Here is an 18,046-nt window from a genome sequence, read left to right as displayed (position 1 = left end):
AGGAGTTAGATAAATGTTGGTATTAGGCTTGACTGGTGGGATAGACTCTTTGTTAGAGGCTACGGGTATTTCGGATACAGGAATTGGTCACGATTCTGCAGCCGTTTTGATTAGGGATGGCGTCGTGCTTTATGCAATCGAAGAAGAGCGGTTGTCGAGAATAAAACATACGGAAAAGATTTTCTCGTCGGCAGTGCGGTTTTGTCTTGACTCCGCTGGATATTCTTTCGAAGATGTCGATGCAATTACTCTTTATGCCAGCGAAGAGATGCTGAATGAAATGCTCAAATTTTATAAGTTGGATATTCCGGAATTAGTGGTTTTTCAAGATATACGATCACTTTATCAATATCTTTTTAGTCGGGAGTTCGGCGTAAAAATATGCCGGGATAAGCTTATTTTTGTTCATCACCATTTATCGCATACGGCGGCTTCTTATTATTTGTCTGGTTTCGAAAAATCGTTGGTATTAACTATAGATGGACAAGGCGACTATATTTCATCGATGGTGGTTGATGCTAACGACAAGAATTTCGAGATACTAAAAACGAAATCGGTTTCAGATTCGCTAGGGCTATTTTATTTAAAAGTTATCGGATTCTTGGGTTACAAAGATTTCGACGAATATAAAGTCATGGGTCTGGCCCCTTACGGTAATCCTGCCGTTTATCGGGAAAAACTTAGCCGGTTTTACGATTTATTAGAGGATGGCGATTATTGCATTCATGCAGAACGTATTTTGGAGATGTATGAGATTTTGCCGCCGCGTCGGCGTGGCGAAGCCTTCACCCAAGTGCATATGGATATAGCTGCCGCGTTACAGGAGGCGTTAGAGGCTATCGTGTTTCATGTGCTGCGCCATTACCAGAAACTGACTGTACAGACTCGTCTGGTCATCAGCGGCGGCGTCGGCCAGAACAGCAGCATGAACGGCAAAATTTTGAATTCGGGTTTGTTCGAAGAAGTGTTCGTGCCGTCGTTTGCCGGCGACTCAGGTTGCGCTTACGGCGCGGCGGCCTACGTTGCTCACCAATTGCAGCCCGATTTGCCGTTTAAAAAAGTAAGCCATGCTTATTGGGGAACGCCGATACACGACGACGAAGTAGCGGATGCCTTGGCGCCGTGGCAGGATTTCGTGGTAATCGAAAAACTGCTTGATCGCTCCGAACACGTGTCGAATTTGATTATCGAAGGCGCGGTGATCGGTTGGGTGCAGGGGCGCTCGGAATTCGGTCCGCGGGCCTTGGGCAATCGCAGCATTATCGCCGATCCGCGCGTGGCTTCGCATAAGGAAACCATCAATGCGATGATCAAAATGCGGGAAAGTTACCGGCCGTTCGCGCCGTCGGTGTTGGCGGAGCGGGTGCGGGACTTTTTCGAGGTGCCCGGCAAGCAGGACGAGTTTCCGTTTATGTCCTTCGTGTTGAATGTCAGGCCGGAATGGAGAGAGCAATTGCCGGCTATCACTCATGTCGACGGCAGCGCCCGCTTGCAGACGGTCAACAAGGCCGATAATCCGCTGTATTGGGAGTTGATAGAAACCTTCGGCCGCAAGACCGGTGTTCCGATTCTGCTGAATACGTCGTTCAATAACAACGCCGAGCCGATTGTCGATAGTATTGATGATTCTGTAGTTTGTTATTTGACTTCGGGTCTGAATTATCTTGTCGTTGGCGATTACTTAGTCACTAAGAAAGACTGGGGCAATGAGCAATTGGCGAAGCTGTTCGTGACCTTGCCGAAAGCGGCGGTTTTAACTCGGGAGGATAGATATATCAGTCCTAACGAGCGCGGCTACGGTTATTTTTTGGTGTGGAATTACGATACTTCGCGCCGTCATCCGTTGTCTGAGGCCTGGTACAAAATTCTGCTGGAAGCGGACGGTAAGCAATCCGTCGGACAGTTGATGCTCTCTCTCGGCTTGCCGGGCGAGCGGCAAGCGCAAGCCTATGAAGAATTAACGGGATTGTGGTCGGATCGTTTGATTATTTTGCATCCGAGATCCGCGGAATGAATAAGGCGATATGACACTGCCGTGACAGAGGACTTGGATATATGGTTCGAACCTCTGGCGGTTTGCGAAGACGATTGCCGCGATTATTGGTTTCTATTGGACGGCAATGAACGCAATAAAGCACTGCGCTTCGTCCGCGACCTCGACCGCATGCGTTACGTCGTTAGCCACGGAAAGCTCAGGCTTATTCTCGCGACCTATCTGCAACAGGCACCTGAAGAAATCGTTTTTGCAACGCAGGCGCATGGCAAGCCGTTTATCGTCAGTGACGAAAGTCACGGCATCAAATTCAATCTGGCCCATTCCGGCGATTATTTGGCGGTGGGCGTTGTCCGGGGATACGACATCGGCGTCGATATAGAGGCATGGACGGATTGCATCGATTACGAAGCGGTTGTTGGACTGAGTTTCAGCGACGCGGAGCGCCGCTTTTGGCGGACTTTGCCCGCCGAACAAAAGCAGGCGTTTTTTTATAAGCTGTGGGCCAGGAAAGAAAGCTTCGTTAAATCGGTCGGCGAAGGGCTTGCGTTAGATATTTCTCGAGTGAATCCTGAGTTGGCCGGGTCGAGCCGGTTTTTGTCGTTGCCGGCCGGTTATGGCTTGCCGGAAAGCTGGTGCTTGATCGATTTGGGATTGGCCGAGGGATTGAGCGGCGCAGTGACGGTTTCTGCGGCGTATTCGCCTAAAATTCATTACAGGCGTCTCGAAGGTGAGGCGCGGTTACATCCTTGTAGCCGCATTTTTTAATCCGCTATTCCAAGCCCCGCTTGCTGCATATGTTGCCGCAAACTTAAGGGGCGCATATCCGTCCAGACTTCTTTGACATAGTCCAAGCATTCTTGCTTGGGCCCATTGGGGCCAACGGCTCGCCAACCACCTGGAATCTCTTTATAATCTGGCCAGATGGAGTATTGCTCTTCGTCATTGACAACGACCTGATAAATCGTAGCGTCTTCCTCGTCCCAACTCATCTTTTTCTCCGTGGTTCAGGTGCAAAAAAAGTAAAGCTGCGTGCTTTACATATTAAAATCTTCAATTAAGAAGACGACCTAAACCTTCTTTATCCTCAGTCGTTGCTGAAATCGGCCTGGTGAATTTTAAATTGCTTGCGGCAATGCAAAAGGGCTCTAGCTAAAAGTTTTTCTACAGCACTATCGGAAATATTCATTTCAATGGCTATTTCGGCGTATGTCATGCCGTAAACACGATTCAAAATAAATGCTTCTCTGGCACGATCTGGTAGTTCGTCAACGATATTGGAAAAAATCGAAAGCTTTTCATTGATGATTGCTAAATGCTCAGTCGAAGGTAGTTCGTCATAAATAGTCAGCGTAGGGTCTGTATTGTTTAGGTGTTTCTCAATGACTTTTCGGTGTTTGATATGGTCATAAGCTAAGTTCTTAGCCGTTTGAAATAGGAAGCCACGTGGGTGTTCGATAATCTGCTTACGAGCCTCCCTGGAAAATATAATGAAACATTCCTGCACGAGTTCTGCGGCGATATCCGGGCAATCGACAATACGCGATAAATGAAGTTGTAGTTCCGATTGATGGTTGATGTACACCGATTCAAAATTCATGCTCAATATCCTATTGCTTACTTTGCCGCCTTAGTCAACTGTATTGACGTGGGTTGCAAGGGGTTGCATGGTTAGTTTGTTTTGTCAAGGATGGGTAATTTTCAGAGTTAAAAATGGTTACCGTTTAAGCAGAATATTTGAATCAAGAGTAATACGGTAATCCATTAAACATGGCAATAATTAGGCCATCCAATAATATCTATAATTTTCAGGAAGTTGTGCTTTCTTGGGCGAGAAGATTTGGTGGAAAGTGTGTGAAATGCCGCATCAGCCGCGTTATATGACGCAGTGTAATTATTCCGATTGACTTGTTTCTCCAAATTTGAATCCAGTCAAACTGCTTTATCCTTGGCAGCAAGCGGGGGTGATTAACTAAATTAGCTGGGGTTATTTCGTGTTCAAAGCGTCTTCTAAAGGAAATGGATGTCAGGCTTATTCATGGATACAAGTTCAGGCTTTATCTATTTGGCTGCGATCATTACGGAATGGTCGGAGCGCCCTTGATCATTTCGCTGAGCGTTTTTGATTTAGGCAACGCAAAAAATGTTAGGTAGTTCCTTGCAATTGCTAAGAGCGAGGTGTTTTTGTCTATAACGATTACTGTCTGTCAACGGTTTAGCAATTAATAACGGAGTCACTATGTTGCTATTTTTATGGCGTTCATCATGGATCACTATCACAGTTGTATTATTGACGGGTGTTACCAGTGGACTAAGTAATGCCGCATTAATCGCATTTATCAATACCAGTCTAGTTGGTCAAATGATTATCCCGCACGCCATTTGGTGGTTCGCTGGATTAGCATTCACGGTATTAGCCAGTCGGACCGCGTCCCATTATTTGTTAAATCAGTTCAGCACGCAACTGGTCCGAGATCTGCGGCTTCGTATTAGCCGGTTAATTTTGAATGCGCCGTATCCAAATTTGCAAAAGATGGGGAAATCCGCACTCCTCAGTCATCTCACTGAAGACGTTAATGCTATCGCAAGCGCCAGCGAACTTTTTCCTGTGCTCTGTATCAATTTCGCCATTCTCATTGGTTGTATGGCGTATTTGAGCTGGTTGTCTTGGCAATTGGCTCTGGTGCTATCCGGCATCATTCTGTTTGGTGTGACGACTTTTAATTTTTTTAAAAATATACCGGTCAGATCCGTCCACAACGCACGCGATGAATACGATGTACTAAGCAGAGGCTTTACGGCGTTGACCGAAGGCGTTCGCGAGCTAAAACTTCATCGCCGTAGAAGCGAGGCATTTGTTTCGCAAACGCTTTCAAACAGTGCAGATGCGTATCGGCAGCATTCATTTCAAGCGACTGTCGCCTATTTGTGGCTGAACCAATGGGTTCAATTACTCTACTATTTGACGATTGGTGCGATTTTATATGCTTTTCCTATTTGGCAAACCCTGACACAAGAAATCATCAGTGGTTATGTTGTAGTGTTTTTATTCATGATGTCGCCTCTTACTATCGTGACGACTAGCTTACCTGTATTCAGTCGGGCGAAGGTTTCATTGGATAGAGTCCTGAAATTAGATGAAAAACTGGTGGAACAAAGCCTTGCTGAACGACTGGCCAAATTAGCAGTACAGAAAAGCTTTACGTCATTGACCCTCTCTGGAATTACCCATAGTTTTCATCGTGAAAAGGAAAACCGGAATTTCAAATTAGGTCCAATAGATATTGAATTTCATCCGGGGGAGTTGGTATTTCTCGTAGGTGGCAATGGCAGCGGCAAAACGACATTAGCAATGTTGTTGATCGGTCTTTATCATCCGGCATGCGGCATGATTTCATGGAACGGATGCCCTGTTGATGCGGATAATCGTGATGCCTATATGCAGAACTTTTCAGTGATTTTTTCGGACTTTTATCTATTTGACGAGTTGTATGGTGTTGATGCAGTACAGCATCGAGGCGCCATGGATGATTATTTAAAGCGTTTGCACCTTAATCATAAGGTAGAGATCGTCGATGGCCGGTTTTCTTCAGTGAGTCTGTCCCAAGGGCAACGTAAACGTCTGGCATTGTTGGTAGCTTATTTGGAGGATCGGCCTTTTTACGTGTTTGACGAATGGGCTGCCGACCAAGATCCAGAATTCAAACACTTGTTCTACACCGAGCTGTTGCCTGCACTGAAAGCGCGCGGCAAAACGGTTTTGGCGATTACCCACGATGAAAAGTATTTCTATTTGGCTGATCGATGTATCAAGCTCGATGAAGGCAATATTGCGGCAATTGAATACCCTCAGGGCCTCCCCGAACACGCAGCAGCAAGCGCTGACTGGCTGCGTTCGGCTCAAACTGAAACCTCAAATTCGTGATGCGGGTGAGCGAACATGGCTAAACCTAAAAAATGGCTGAGTATAGGGCTTGGCTCAATTGGATTATTAGTAGTTGCAGGCGGATTCGGCTATCGGTGGTGGTTGCAATCACTGCCTACTTTGGACGGTGAATACAAATTGGCCAAACTGTCTGCGCCGGCGAGCGTGGATACGGACTCTCACGGTATCCCGCTCATTAATGCTAGTAATCGAATTGATGCGGCGCGCCTTCTAGGTTACGTGACGGCTCGAGATCGCTTATTTCAAATGGATTTGATGCGGCGTAAGAGCGCTGGACGGTTGGCGGAGCTATTCGGCGAAATGGCACTAAAGAGCGACATACAATCGAGAACCTATGGTTTCAACGCCAGGGCTCAGCAAATTTTATCCAAGCAAGCTGCAATACATCGTCAATATATAGAGGCATATACGGACGGCATCAACAGTTATCTACAGCAAAACCCTACTCTACCCTTCGAGTTTAAAGTGCTGGGTTACCAGCCTGAGCCATGGCAGGCTGAAGATTGCTTACTGGTTGTGTTAGGGATGTTTGAAAACTTAACCGCGTGGGCTGAGCAAAGCGAACGGATGCTTAGTGTTATGGATCAGTCCTTACCACCTGAGGTCTTGGCATTCTTGACACCGGATAGTGACCGGTTTACAGACGACTTGATGAGATACACCAAATCCCTCAGGCCGCCGCAAAGCATTCCCGTGCCTGCCATGCAAACGCTGCTGGCGGGACAGTCACCTCGTTTGCGAAGCTTAGCTAAGGCGCCCGATGAAACGCTGGCAGGCTCCAATGCCTGGGCAGTTAGTGGCAGCAAAACTAGCGATGGCCGCGCGATACTGGCAAACGACATGCATCTGGGGATTAGTGTTCCGAACATTTGGTACCGCGTTGAGCTTCAATATCCCGAGGTACGGGCAGTTGGCCTCAATTTGCCTGGTACACCCTTTCTTGTTTCAGGTAGTAACCAGCATGTAGCTTGGGGAGTAACTAATCTCAGCGGAGACTTTTTGGATTTGGTCAAACTAGAAATTAATCCTGACAACGCCGGGCAATACCGGGCTGGCGATCATTGGCAAGACTTCCAAGAACGGCATGAAACGATACAGATCAAAAACGCAGAGCCCAAAGCACTGACGATTAGAGAAACGCAATGGGGGCCGGTCGCGGCGCAACCGTTATTGGGGCAGCCGGTTGTCATTCATTGGGTGGCTTTAGATACGGATGCGGTAAATATCGGTATTGCGGATTTGGAAGGAAGCACATCCCTTGAGGAGTCGTTGGCTATTGCGAAACGCGCCGGCGGACCACAGTTGAACGTGCTGTTGGCAGACGAGCGTGGGAACATTGCCTGGACATTGACAGGTAAGATTCCTCGTCGTTTTGGTGGTGATGGGGCAATCAGTCATTCATGGGCCGATGGTAAAACGGGTTGGCAGGAGTATGTTCGACCCGATGAAATACCGCAATCCGTTGATCCCACCGAAGGTTTTTTAGTGTCGGCCAATGATCGGCGATTCGCTGCAGACTTTCCATTCGTCATTGGTCATCAATTTGTCAATGGTTACCGAGCCTACCGTATCAATCAACGACTCAAGCAAGCGGCAGCCCATAGCGAATGGTCATTGTTCAATCTTCAACAAGATACCCAAACTGAATTTTATGACTATTACCAACAGCTTGCTTTAAAAGCATTATCCCCGGACGTCTTGGCGCAAAAACCCGAATTAATCGCACTACGGGATTATTTGACAAGTTGGAATGGGAGAGCCGATATTTCAAGTTTGGGGTTACCGGTATTGGTGGAGTTCCGCAAGCAACTGATTGATTCGGTTTTCACGCCGTTTTTAAATAGTTGCAAGCAGGCCGATAAAAATTTTGTCTATAGCTGGAATTACGTCGATACCCCCTTGCAAGCTATGTTAAACGAGAGGCCGACGCAATTATTACCGGAAGCGGCGCTGGATAAGACGTGGGATCAATTTATTCTGGCGCAATTGGAAATAAGTGCGGACACGGTAATGTCTCGTCATCCCGATGTCGGCTTGACTGATTTGACTTGGGGTAAGCAAAACATCGTCGGTCACGCTCACCCTTTTTCCAAAGCGTTGCCTTTGCTTTCCACTGCATTAGATATGCCTCATCAATCGTTGGCTGGATGCGGCGGGTTTTGTGTACGGGTAACCGGTGCTGATTTTGGAGCCAGTGAACGATTGGTGGCGTCCCCGAATCATTTATCAGAGGGGATTTTACATATGCCAGGCGGACAATCCGGGCATCCGCTCTCGAGTTACTATAAGGATCAACAAGTTTTTTGGGTGGAGGGATTGCCAATGCCTTTGATGACTGGCAAATCCCAACATAAATTGGTGTTAAAACCGGAATAGTCCGGCAGACGACGATATAAGTGAATCAATGAAATTAGAATTCGTTAAAATGATAAACCGTTTTTTAACTCAATATCTGTAGAATATTTTGGACTCCGATCTGAACGACAATATAGACGAACAGGCCGTGGCATGGTTTATCCGTTTGCGCGCCGATAACGTAAATAACGATGATAGGACGTCTTTCGAACATTGGCTTAATCTAGCGGCTGAGCACCGTGACGCCTTTAATGAAGTGTGCGCCATGTGGGGCGATACGGATCTGTTAAAAAGCTTAAGCATCAGCGCTAAAGTACATGGCATTGCCCCCAAGCGCTCTAAAAAGCGTTATATCAATACCAGAATGCCATTGGCTCTTGCCGCGTGTTTGGTACTGGCAGTGTCGCTTAGTGGTCAAATTCGGATTTTATCGAAAGCGGATTATTCGTCGGCCATAGGGGAACGTAAAACTGTTCTATTAGAGGATGGCTCCACTGCCATGCTTAACACAGACAGCGCGATCGCCGTCAATATGAAAGACGGCGAACGATCTGTTGAGTTATTTAAGGGGGAGGTTTTTTTTGATGTGAAGCCCGATCCTCGTCGCCCGTTTTTGGTCCACGCGGACCATTCCACGACGCGCGTATTGGGTACGCGATTTTTTGTTAATCAGCGAAAAGAAAACGACGAGATTAAGGTGCTCTCCGGTCGTGTCGAAGTATCTGAAAATCAAATTTGGAAAGATCCTGTCGTTTTAGGCGAGAATGAAACGGTCACCGCTTACGAAGCATCGCTCGGACAGCCGAAAAAATTAGATTCGAAACTGTCTACTTCATGGATTAACGGATTTTTGGTGTATGAAAACGAAACGCTAGAGGCGGTAATCGAGACTATTAACCGGTATCGGCCAGGAATGGTTTTGTTTAGAGATGATTCATTGCGGCAACTAAAAATCAACGGTCGCCTCAGCATCCGGGAGTCCCATGATATGCTGAAGGTTCTGCAAAGAACCATGAATGTCAAGATGACCTATCTAACCGACTGGGTCGTTGTTGTTGGATAGACTGCTATTTTTTGATCTTGCCCACATTTCGCAGACCAGTAGCTAAGAGACAAGTTTAAGTTCAAAGGCTTCAGGGGATAGGTAGCCCAATTTGGAGTGAAGCCGTTTTCGATTGTAATACACCTCGATGTAATCGAAGACGTGTTTCTTGGCTTCATCCCGCGTTAGTAGCCGCTCACCATGAATCGCCTCGACCTTGAAGCTGTGGTTCCAGCTTTCCATGGCGGCGTTATCGTAGCAATCGCCTTTCTTGCTCATGCTGCAAATCTACTGGTGCCGTCTGAGCAGCACTTGATAGGCCACAGAACAATACTGGCTGCCGCGATCTGAATGGACAATCACGCCTTTTGGTAATTTCCGCCGCAACAGTGCCATGGTCAAGGCATCGCAAACCAGCTTAGCCGTCATGCGTTCGCTCATGGCCCAGCCGATGACTTTGCGAGAATAGAGTTCCAAGATCACAGCGAGATACAGCCAACCTTCATCGGTCCAAATGTAGGTGATGTCGGAAACCCATTTCTGATCCGGCATCGTTGCTTCAAAGTTCTGCTCCAAGAGGTTAGGTGCTACGGGCAAGCCAGGGTTGCTGTGGGTCGTGGCCTTGTATTTCCGAGCCGCCTTGGCTCGCCAGCCCTTTGATTTCATGATCTTGGCGACGGTATGGCGACTGACACGATACCCTTCCTCATTGAGACGTTTGGCGATACGAGGCGAACCGGCGCGCGCCTTTTCGTCATCGAACACCCGCTTAATTTCATGGGACATCGCCTCTTGCGATTGCGCTCTTGGCGAGGGCGGACGTTTTTTCCAGTGAAAATAGCCGCTGCGCGACACCATCAGACAGTGGCACATCAGGTTGATGCTGAACTCGGCTTCGAGGGGTTGAATCATGGCGTACCTCATCGTGACTGCTTGACAAAGTACCCACAGGGCATAAATACGCCGCCGCCTTTTTTAGAAAGGCTACTTCTTCTTCCAGACGAGCATTTTCCCGTTTCAGCCGCGCGATTTCGGCTTGCTGGAGTTTTTGCTCTTCAAACGGTTGGCCGGTTTGACGGCTTTTGGCTTGCCAGTTGTACAGCATGGCCTGAGCAATGCCCAAATCCTTGGAGGCCTTTGGAACACCGTCTTGCTTGGCTCGTTCCAAGGCTTGCTCCTTAAACTGCGGTGAATAGTGGGTACGTTTCGGTTTTCCGGCAACGACCGATGGCTGTTCGTTGGTTTTCATAAGACTTCTCATGTTCAGAGATTACTCTCTTAGTGGGGTGTCTGTGAATCGTGGGCAAGATCAAATCTTCACTTCGCTCGCGCTCCGTTTCCAAGATTTTCAGCGTAGGCGGTATTTTCGTGACTAAATCGTCTTCTTTTATACACGGATTACACGTTAATTAAAGATAAAGATTTTGGAGTTTTTATGAAAATCCGCCCATTTTGGGTGTTCGTTCGTCGCTATACCGTTTTAGGGATGACCGTTTTCTTAGTCGTTGTAGGATTGACAGGCAGTTTACTGGCGTTTTACAAAGAGCTAGATGGCGTCATTAATCCCCATTTGTATGTTGAAGCTCATGGTCGTACGCTTCTCAATTTTGATGCGCTCATTAAAAATGCCGATGACCTCATCGCTCCGCAAGCTAGTGTGCAATCGTTATGGGCGAGTTCTGCGGCCGTACACTTTTCGGTATCTCCACGCCAAAATGAGCAAACGAGCCAAACGTTTGAATTGAATTACGATCAACTGATTCTTGACCCTTATACCGGAGGAGAATTGGGTCGTCGTTGGGGGGCGATTTCCGAAGGATGACCAATCTCATGTCATTTATTTATAAGCTGCATTTCAACTTGGCAATGGATGATGTCGGCATGTGGATTTTAGGCATAACCGCCTTAATCTGGACTATCGACTGTTTCGTTGGTTTCTATTTAACCTTACCGGCTAAAGTGTTTGTCGCTCAAGGCAATCAATCAACCGTCTCTTCATTCTGGCAGCGCTGGCGTCGCGCTTGGCTAATCAAATGGCGCGGTTCGTCTTTTCGAGTCAATTACGATTTACATCGGGCTGGTGGATTGTGGGTATGGCTCGCTTTGTTGGTGTTTGCCTGGTCTAGTGTTTACATGAATCTGGGAGATACCGTTTATCAAAAGGTCATGCAATCAGTTAGTGATTATCACCAACCCTGGACTGAAATTGAAGATTTACCTAAACCCTTAGTTCATCCTGCAATCGATTTACGCGAGGCCTATCGCTTGGGTCATCAAGCCCTAAGCCGCGCCGCTGCGGAACACGATTTCCAAATCGAAGTGCCTGTGGCCCTTTGGCTCAACCCTGCCAAAGGGTTCTACGTCTATTGCGTACGCAGCAGCCTTGATATTCAAGATCATGAAGGTCAAACGCGAGTGTTGATCGATGCGAATAGTGGACAACAAAAAATGTTGCTGCTCCCCTCCGGCCAATATAACGGCAACACCATCACGTCCTGGCTAATGGCTTTGCATATGGCTAACGTTTTTGGCCTACCGTATAGACTGTTTGTTTGTTTCTTGGGCTTGGTGATTGTGATGTTATCGGTGACAGGCGTCGTCATCTGGTCGAAGAAACGCCGTTAATGTCGATACCACAATTACCCACACCAAAATCGCGCCCTCAGTCTTCGCTGTCAATCAGCGACTGGGCACAGTGCACCGCAAAAAAAAATCAGGCATCATGCTTAGCGATGTTTTCCCTGTTGGCGTTTTTTGTGCTGCCTGCTTGCAATTCCATGCCAAAGCGCGACCCGACTAGTTTGGACATCGCTTTGCCAGCACAATGGCAAAGTCCGGTAGATGCCCCCCGTGATCAATCAGTCACCCATTGGCTGACCACCTTCAACGACCCTACGTTAAGCTCTTTGATAGAGGATGGTTTAAGCCATAACTTTGATTTGCAAGCCGCCGCCGTGCGGGTCGATGCCGCCAAGGAACAAGCCGTGATTGCCGGCGCAGGACGTTTGCCGCAACTGAATGTCGCACCCGGCTACCAACGTGGCAAAGATGCTTTGAACAGCGAGTCCGGTCAGTTTCTGGCCTTGTTCAACTTAAGCTGGGAGCTGGATGTTTGGGACCGCATCAAAGCCTCGCGGCAGGCGGCGGTTGAAGATGCAGTGGCAATTGGTGAAGATTATCAGGCAGCCCGTTTATCTTTAGCGGCGCGTATCGCTCAGGTGTACTTTCAATGGCTAGAGGCTCGGTTGCAGGCTCAAGTGGCGGGGCAATCGGTCAAAGATCGCAGCGTGATTGTCGAACTGGTCCGCGGTCGGTTCAATAAAGGCCTGACCCGTGGCCTGGATTTGCGGCTGGCGTTGACTGACTTGGCGAATGCAGAAGCACAATCCGCGCAGATGTACAATGATGTACAGTTGCTGCATAAGCAGTTGCAGACCTTGGTGGGGCGTTATCCGGTTGAAGCATCTACCTCGGTGTCCGGCGCGGAGGCAATGGCTTCATCCTTGGCTCGGGACTTACCTCAACCACCCGTCTCGTTAACGGCAGGTTTGCCGTCCGACCTGCTCAACCGCCGCCCGGATGTTATTTCTGCTTTTAAACGCTTACAAGCTGCTGATCAACGCTTGGCCAGCAGCGAAAAAGCTTTGCTGCCGCGAGTCACTTTAACTGCCATCGGTGGCACCAGCAGCCCGGCCCTGACCGAAATCATCGACCCCCGTGCTGCCGCATGGAATCTCGCAGCCGGCTTGGCACAACCCTTATTCACCGGCGACCGTTTACAAGCCGATATTCGTTTGAAGCAAGCCAATGTCGAAGACGCCTATAACCAATATCAAAGCGTAGCCCTGAACGCCTTCCGCGAAGTCGAGCAAGCTTTGGCCGCCGAAAGCAGGTTACGTGAACAGGAACAAGCCTTGCGCGAAGCCGTTTTGCAAACCGAAGCCAGCCGCAAACTGGCGGTGTATTCCTACCGGCAGGGTTTGATCGAAATCTTGACTTTGTTGGATAGCTATCGAAGCACACTCAATGCGCAAAGTGCACATCTGGCGGTGCAGCGGCAATTGCTAAGCAACCGGATTAGTTTATATCTGGCGTTGGGGGGTAGCGTATGAACAAAAATGTAGGTTGGGGCGAGGTAACAAACCCCAACATATCGGCTTTCATACGACCAACACACACTCATTCTCGTGACCGACAACACGTTCGTATTGCAAAAGTTGTCGTGTTGGGGTTTCTATCGTCTCGGCAATTGCTCCCGGCATTGCCCTACCTCCGGCATCCAAGCAGTCTACCCCAACCTACTCTGGGTGGTAGGTTATGAATCAAGCCCATCGTGTCTTGAAAGTGATATTACCGCTCGCCGTGTTGCTGACCACTGCCGTTGCCAGTTGGGCGGTATTTGCCTTGCGTCCCAAGACTGATTCTCAAGCGACTGGTACGACCATTCCAGAAGTCAGCGTAATGCGCGTTGAGCCGCAAACCCTGCGCCTGAATGTGGTGTCGCAAGGCGTCGTCACGCCGCGCGAGGAAATCGATCTGGTCAGCGAAGTGGCGGGCAAAGTGGTGCAGATGCATCCGGCCTTGGTCGCGGGTGGCTTCTTCAAAGCCGGTGAGTTACTGCTGACCATCGATCCTCGCGATTACGACTACGCCATTACCGCAGCCCAAGCCCGCGTTGCCGAAGCTAAGCGGGTGTTGATCGCCGAACAGGCACAAGTGGAACAAGCCCACAGTGAATGGCAGGCCCTGGGCGAAGGCGACGCCAGCGAACTGGCCTTGCGTAAACCGCAATTGGCCGAAGCCCACGCCAAACTGCTAGCTGCGCAAGCCGATCTAGCGAAAGCCCAACTCAATCGCAGCCGCTGCGAGCTACGCGCACCGTTTGCCGGTCGCATTCTGACTAAACAGGCTGGCGTTGGCCAGTTTTTAGCATCGGGGGCGGTAGTGGCGCGGATTTACGCCAGCGACGCGGCCGAAGTACGTTTACCGATCAGCAGCGATCAACTGGCGTTTTTGAATTTGCCATTCGCCTTGCCGCATAGTGATGCCAGTCTATGGCCTAAGGTGACCTTGACTGCCGAACTGGGTGGCAGCCAGTGCCAGTGGCTGGGCCAGATTGTCCGCAGCGAAGCGGCCGTGTCCGAAGACAGTGGCCAATGGTACCTAGTTGCGCAGGTCAACCAACCGTTTCAAGCCATCGCCGATCGACCGCCGTTGGTAAAAGGCCTGTTTGTACATGCCGAGATTCAAGGCGCGGAACGGGCCGGTGTTTATCGCTTGCCGCGCAACGCCATTAGTCCGACGCAGACCGTCAAACTGGTCAATATCGAGCAAAAGCTGGAGATTCGCCCTGTTGAGATAGTCCGCAGCGAAACAAATGCGGTGGTGATTCAAGCCGGTTTAAATCCGGGTGATCGGGTGATTGTTTCTGAATTGCCGATCGTCATTGCCGGCACAACACTCAAGGTGCTGAATGACTAAACGCCTGCGCTCCGGAAATTTACTGGCTTGGTTTGCCGCCAACCCTGTGGCAGCGAACTTGCTGATGCTATTGATCATGAGTGGCGGCTTAATGGGCATTGCCGATGTGGATAAGGAAGTGTTTCCGCGCTTTAGTCCGCATCAGATTGTGGTCAACACCCAATACCCTGGCGCCGGTACCGCAGAAGTTGAAGAATCGGTATGTGTGCCGATTGAAGAAGCGATTTACGATATCCCCGGCGTCAAGCATTTGCACAGCGAGATACGCGGCGATTACTGCAAGATCGACGTCGAGATATTTCCCGAGGTATCCCGCGAACAAGTCATGGCCAGTGTGCAAAGTAAGGTGCAAGCCATCCCTAAATTACCCAAGCAACTGGAAAAAATTCAAGTGCTGCCCGCCAATCGCACTGAGGACGACGGTGTGATCTGGGTGGCTTTGCACGGCAACACCGACGCCTTCACCCTGCAAAGCTTCGGTGAACACATCCAACAACAACTCGCCGCCATACCCGGCGTCAGCAAAGCCCGCAATTATGGGGAAATGGCTTATGAGCTGGCGATTGAAATCTCACCTGACAAACTACGCCAATACCAGATGACGCTGGATGAAGTCGCGCAAGCCGTGCGCATGGCCTCAGTGGATTTACCCGGCGGTTTGATCAAGAACCCCGATGGCGAGTTGCTGTTACGGGTCAATCAACGGGCTAAAGATGCCGATGCGGTCGGTGCGTTAATCATCAAAACTCTACCGGACGGTAATCGAGTCCGGCTCAACCAAATCGCCACCATTAAGGACGGTTTGGAAGAACGCTTGTCCGAGTGGCATCACAACGGCGAAATCGCCCAAGGTTGGGAAGTGCACACTACCCAGGATAGCGTAGCCGTGGCTCGGCAAGTGAAAGTAACCGTTGAACGGCTTCGCCAACAACTCCCCGCCGGTCTGCGACTGATTACCTGGTGGGATGATTCACAAGCCTACGATGAACGCATCGACACCCTATTGGAAGACGGTTTAAGTGGCTTCTTGCTGGTGTGTCTGGTCTTGTCGCTGTTCTTGCGGGTACGGGTGGCGCTGTGGGCGGGCGTGGGGATTTTTACCTCGGTGCTGGGAGCGTTATGGTTAATGCCGGCATTGGATGTGTCGCTAAATATGCTGTCCCTGTTCGGCTTTCTGCTGGCGATGGGCATTCTGGTGGATGACGCCATCATCATTGGTGAAAGCGTCCATCAACGTCAATGCCAAAATCCGGAGCCAGGAAAAAAACCACTTACCCCTCTGCAAGCCACCATCAAAGGCGTACAAGACGTTGCCTTACCGGTGATTCTGTCGGTATTGATCGTACTCGTCGCCTTTCTGCCCGGCTTGTTCCTGCCCGGCTGGGGTGGACAAATGATGAAGCCGATTTGTCTGGTGATGATTTTAACTTTGGTATTTTCGCTGGTCGAGGCCTTACTGATTCTGCCGTCGCATCTGGTCAGCGATGTGGAATCAACGGTCAATCCCAATCGCTTGCAACGCATGCGCCAACAGATGAACGACCGGCTGGATCGATTTGTCGAACAGGTCTATCGGCCATTTCTGGAAACCGCGATTGCTTGGCGCTATTTAACGGCGTCTTTGTTTTTGGGACTGATCGTGTTTTGTGCGGCGCTGGTGGCTAGCGACACCGTAAGGCAATCGATCAATCCCGACGTGACAAAAGACAGCTTTTGGGTATCGATGCAGTTGCCGCAAAGTGCGCCGTATAGCGAAGCCAAAGCCTTAGCGACCAAGGTGGAACAAGCCTTGTTCAATTTACGGGATGACTTGGATGGTCTGCAGCAGAACGACCTACCAACAAGTCCCACAGTGAATGCCGCTCACACCGATGAAAGCAGTGTCATCGTCGGCGTCGAAACCATCATCTGGGAACACGGTGCCGGCATTTGGCTGGAGTTCTCGCCGGCAGGTCGACAACGCCTGAAAGTGGAAGACTTTATCCGCCAATGGCGCGAGCGCATCGGCGACATTGGCCGCGGCAAGGTGGATTTTATCTACAAGGAAGGCGATGTGCCATATGACATCGAATTGCTGCTGGGCGCCACCGATTCTGAGCTGCTGCCCACTGCCGCCGCACACCTCAAACAACAATTGCAAGCGTTACCCGGCGTTTACGATGTGGTCGATTCCAGCGAACCGGGCAAACCGGAACTTAAACTCAGCCTCAAACCCAATGCCGAACGCTTGGGGCTGCGCCTGGAACAACTGGCCGAGCAAGTTCATCACGGCTATTACGGCGATGAAGTGCATCGGTTTTTGCGTGGCCGCAGCGAAGTCAAAGTCATGGTGCGTTATCCATTGGATCAACGGCAATCGTTGGATACCCTGAAACAGCAACCCATCCGCTTGCCGAATGGATCGACTGCGCCACTGGGTGAACTAGCGGATATTCAACTAGCGCCGGGTTATTCACGTTTGGTGCGGGAGGATAGGCAACGGGTGCTTAAAGTTCAAGCCCGGGTCAATCCGGCGTTGGCCGATGCCAATGCCTTGTATGCGCAACTGGAAACAAACCAGATACCGGCTTTGCAGCAAGCCTTGCCCGGCCTGACCGTCCAAATTGGTCAACAACGTCAGGAACAGGAAGCCATGCTGGCAGCCTTTGCCAAAAACACCTTGATTGCCTTGCTGGTGATTTATGCGCTCATCGCCGTGCCGTTTAAATCGTATTCAAAACCCTTGATCTTTTTGTTGGCTGCGCCGGTGGCATGGTGCGGGGCGGTGTTAGCACATTGGGCGTTTGGCTTGCCGCTGTCGATGGAATCCTTGGTCGGCATGATCGCTGCCAGTGGTGTGGTAGTCAACGACAGCCTGGTGCTGCTGGATTACATCCGCCAGCATGGCGAGGACGACCAACCGCTTGAACACCTGATCATCGATGCGTGTCGTTCGCGATTTCGGGCCATTTTGCTGACATTTCTGACAAACTTTGCCGGCTTCCTACCCACCTTGCTGGAAACCAGCCCGCAAGCACAGTTCCTGATTCCGATGACCTTGTCGCTGTCAGCCGGTTTGCTGATCGGCATGACGGCCAGTCTGATTTTGACGCCGGTCTGTTACGCGATTATAGCCCGTCGTAATCCCAATCAACTTGATAGGAATATCACTGATTCCAGTCCGTCGGTTGCTCAGCCAGCGGAGTGCCATGCCCAATACCCTAAAAAGTACTAAGGAAGGAGACGTTGC

Annotated in this window: 12 protein-coding genes and 1 pseudogene; 10 read left to right on the top strand and 3 right to left on the bottom strand. The window is 49.8% G+C overall.

The window, feature by feature from the left end; genetic code table 11:
• Positions 1–13 precede the first annotated feature (13 nt).
• On the top strand, positions 14–2,014 hold the full coding sequence (locus ACMXD4_RS12550; protein WP_415878276.1) for a carbamoyltransferase: 2,001 nt from the start codon (positions 14–16) through the stop codon (positions 2,012–2,014).
• Between the two features lie 21 nt (positions 2,015–2,035).
• Positions 2,036–2,761: a 4'-phosphopantetheinyl transferase family protein gene (locus ACMXD4_RS12545; RefSeq protein WP_415878275.1), complete on the top strand. Its 726-nt coding sequence runs from the start codon at positions 2,036–2,038 to the stop codon at positions 2,759–2,761.
• Here ACMXD4_RS12545 and ACMXD4_RS12540 read toward each other — a convergent pair.
• Both ACMXD4_RS12540 and ACMXD4_RS12535 read right to left on the bottom strand, forming a co-directional pair.
• Complete coding sequence (locus ACMXD4_RS12540) at positions 2,758–2,985, bottom strand: MbtH family protein (RefSeq protein ID WP_415878274.1); 228 nt, start codon at positions 2,983–2,985, stop codon at positions 2,758–2,760. The two genes, ACMXD4_RS12545 and ACMXD4_RS12540, sit on opposite strands and share 4 nt — an antisense overlap.
• Before the next feature lie 95 nt (positions 2,986–3,080).
• The gene (locus ACMXD4_RS12535; RefSeq protein ID WP_415878273.1) at positions 3,081–3,593 is read right to left on the bottom strand and encodes an RNA polymerase sigma factor; all 513 of its coding nucleotides are present in this window, start codon (positions 3,591–3,593) and stop codon (positions 3,081–3,083) included.
• Positions 3,594–4,232: 639 nt separating this feature from the next.
• Between ACMXD4_RS12535 and ACMXD4_RS12530 the strand changes: the two genes are divergently transcribed.
• The 3 genes from ACMXD4_RS12530 to ACMXD4_RS12520 all read left to right on the top strand — a co-directional run bounded on the left by ACMXD4_RS12530 (position 4,233) and on the right by ACMXD4_RS12520 (position 9,357).
• The gene (locus ACMXD4_RS12530) at positions 4,233–5,918 is read left to right on the top strand and encodes a cyclic peptide export ABC transporter (RefSeq protein ID WP_415878272.1); all 1,686 of its coding nucleotides are present in this window, start codon (positions 4,233–4,235) and stop codon (positions 5,916–5,918) included.
• 15 nt (positions 5,919–5,933) lie between these two features.
• Positions 5,934–8,315 (top strand): penicillin acylase family protein, encoded by a 2,382-nt coding sequence (locus tag ACMXD4_RS12525; protein ID WP_415878271.1) that lies wholly within the window; start codon positions 5,934–5,936, stop codon positions 8,313–8,315.
• Positions 8,316–8,403: 88 nt separating this feature from the next.
• The gene (locus tag ACMXD4_RS12520; protein ID WP_415878270.1) at positions 8,404–9,357 is read left to right on the top strand and encodes a FecR family protein; all 954 of its coding nucleotides are present in this window, start codon (positions 8,404–8,406) and stop codon (positions 9,355–9,357) included.
• A 42-nt stretch (positions 9,358–9,399) separates the two neighbouring features.
• On the opposite strand, the pseudogene ACMXD4_RS12515 reads toward ACMXD4_RS12520, so the two are convergent.
• Positions 9,400–10,585 (bottom strand): annotated as a pseudogene (locus ACMXD4_RS12515) (IS3 family transposase).
• A 186-nt stretch (positions 10,586–10,771) separates the two neighbouring features.
• On the opposite strand from ACMXD4_RS12515, the gene ACMXD4_RS12510 reads away from it, so the two are divergent.
• The 5 genes from ACMXD4_RS12510 (at position 10,772) to ACMXD4_RS12490 (ending at position 18,031) form a co-directional block, all read left to right on the top strand.
• Positions 10,772–11,158, top strand: coding sequence for a PepSY domain-containing protein (locus ACMXD4_RS12510; protein WP_415878269.1), 387 nt, complete (start codon positions 10,772–10,774; stop codon positions 11,156–11,158).
• An 8-nt stretch (positions 11,159–11,166) separates the two neighbouring features.
• Entirely contained in the window at positions 11,167–11,961 is a 795-nt protein-coding gene (locus ACMXD4_RS12505) for a PepSY-associated TM helix domain-containing protein (RefSeq protein ID WP_415878268.1), read from the top strand.
• Positions 11,962–12,068: 107 nt separating this feature from the next.
• Positions 12,069–13,448 carry an efflux transporter outer membrane subunit gene (locus ACMXD4_RS12500; RefSeq protein WP_415878267.1) on the top strand — a complete coding sequence of 460 codons (1,380 nt, stop codon included), beginning with the start codon at positions 12,069–12,071 and terminating at the stop codon, positions 13,446–13,448.
• Between the two features lie 205 nt (positions 13,449–13,653).
• Positions 13,654–14,817 carry an efflux RND transporter periplasmic adaptor subunit gene (locus tag ACMXD4_RS12495; protein ID WP_415878266.1) on the top strand — a complete coding sequence of 388 codons (1,164 nt, stop codon included), beginning with the start codon at positions 13,654–13,656 and terminating at the stop codon, positions 14,815–14,817.
• Positions 14,810–18,031 (top strand): efflux RND transporter permease subunit, encoded by a 3,222-nt coding sequence (locus tag ACMXD4_RS12490; protein WP_415878265.1) that lies wholly within the window; start codon positions 14,810–14,812, stop codon positions 18,029–18,031. The genes ACMXD4_RS12495 and ACMXD4_RS12490 overlap by 8 nt, the downstream gene beginning before the upstream one ends.
• Positions 18,032–18,046 lie beyond the last annotated feature (15 nt).

This window comes from Methylomonas sp. TEB, from assembly GCF_047777895.1.
Lineage (GTDB): Bacteria > Pseudomonadota > Gammaproteobacteria > Methylococcales > Methylomonadaceae > Methylomonas.
The sequence above is the reverse complement of the archived record's forward strand: the minus strand, read 5'-3'. Positions and strand labels throughout refer to the sequence as shown.

Coding starts and splice junctions, on each gene's coding strand:
- ACMXD4_RS12550 (WP_415878276.1), top strand. CDS start 14: ATGTTGGTATTAGGCTTGACTGGTGGGATAGACTCTTTGTTAGAGGCT.
- ACMXD4_RS12540 (WP_415878274.1), bottom strand. CDS start 2,985: ATGAGTTGGGACGAGGAAGACGCTACGATTTATCAGGTCGTTGTCAAT.
- ACMXD4_RS12535 (WP_415878273.1), bottom strand. CDS start 3,593: ATGAATTTTGAATCGGTGTACATCAACCATCAATCGGAACTACAACTT.
- ACMXD4_RS12530 (WP_415878272.1), top strand. CDS start 4,233: ATGTTGCTATTTTTATGGCGTTCATCATGGATCACTATCACAGTTGTA.
- ACMXD4_RS12525 (WP_415878271.1), top strand. CDS start 5,934: ATGGCTAAACCTAAAAAATGGCTGAGTATAGGGCTTGGCTCAATTGGA.
- ACMXD4_RS12510 (WP_415878269.1), top strand. CDS start 10,772: ATGAAAATCCGCCCATTTTGGGTGTTCGTTCGTCGCTATACCGTTTTA.
- ACMXD4_RS12505 (WP_415878268.1), top strand. CDS start 11,167: ATGTCATTTATTTATAAGCTGCATTTCAACTTGGCAATGGATGATGTC.
- ACMXD4_RS12500 (WP_415878267.1), top strand. CDS start 12,069: ATGTTTTCCCTGTTGGCGTTTTTTGTGCTGCCTGCTTGCAATTCCATG.
- ACMXD4_RS12495 (WP_415878266.1), top strand. CDS start 13,654: ATGAATCAAGCCCATCGTGTCTTGAAAGTGATATTACCGCTCGCCGTG.
- ACMXD4_RS12490 (WP_415878265.1), top strand. CDS start 14,810: ATGACTAAACGCCTGCGCTCCGGAAATTTACTGGCTTGGTTTGCCGCC.